The 1,018-nt window shown below is 41.8% G+C and carries 1 protein-coding gene; it reads left to right on the top strand.

The genetic code is table 11. The features are described 5' to 3' along the window. Positions 1-342 precede the first annotated feature (342 nt). Positions 343-636 carry a DUF8820 family protein gene (locus tag F6K38_RS43085; protein WP_009149399.1) on the top strand — a complete coding sequence of 98 codons (294 nt, stop codon included), beginning with the start codon at positions 343-345 and terminating at the stop codon, positions 634-636. Positions 637-1,018: the final 382 nt, after the last annotated feature.

The raw sequence follows: 1,018 nt of genomic DNA, 5'->3' as shown, positions 1-1,018 counted from the left end.
TAGGTTTTAGGCAATAGGTTTTAGGCAATAGGGAGTAAGGATAAGCCAATTGACTGTACATCATTACTCGGAGAAATGCTATAGTAGTGGACAAAAGAACTCTTCTCGCCTGTCCCAACTAATCGATAACTAGATAACAATTAATCAAACTAAGAGGATATCTGAAAAGTGTTTTTATAGTGAATTTTGCCCCCCTAGCCCCCCAACTTTGGGGGGAAAAAGAGTCCGTTTGCTTCTAAAAGTCCCCCAAGATTGGGGGATTTAGGGGGCTTGGATGTAGCAAATGAGACTTCTCAGACAACCTCTAACAATTAATCAAGCTAACAATTAATCAAAGAACCTATGCAACCTATTCGACAAGGCGACGTTATTTTACTTCCTGTAGAGCAAATTAATGGACAACATTTACCTCACTTAACCCTAGCAGAAGGAGAGGTAACTGGACATTCTCATCGCATCACTGACGGTGTTGCTCAGTTATACGAAAAAAATGGCATCCTTTATTTACAAGTTGCTTCAAAAACAGCAACCTTAACTCACGAAGAGCATCAGCCAATTGAGCTTCCCCAAGGTAGCTGGATGGTGCGAATCCAACGGGAATATGAACCTCAAGGATGGCGATATGTTGCTGACTAATATCATGTCCGGTTGACTACTTAGATAGCATAGGGAACAGGGAGTAGGGAGTAGGGAGTAGGGAGTAGGGAACAACAATTATCACAATTCCTACACGGATCCCTATTCAAACTTGTAACGTGAAACTTGTAACGTGAAACTTGTAACTTACCAATTACTAATTACTAAGCATTCAGCTGACGGCTGACAGCTGACGGCTGTATGCTTACCTCGATACTATCTCCTTAAATCTTATCCAGTTGAACCAAAGCATTGTAGTCTGGAATATCAACTTCAGGCGATCGCTTGCCTTTATCCAATAGCACATTCCCTTCGGGCCAATGTACCTGTAAATTTCCTGGTGTAATCGGTGCGATATGGATGTGTCCTTGGAATTGACCCT

It is taken from the genome of Moorena sp. SIO3B2, assembly GCF_010692525.1.
Lineage (GTDB): Bacteria > Cyanobacteriota > Cyanobacteriia > Cyanobacteriales > Coleofasciculaceae > Moorena > Moorena producens.
The sequence above is the reverse complement of the archived record's forward strand: the minus strand, read 5'-3'. Positions and strand labels throughout refer to the sequence as shown.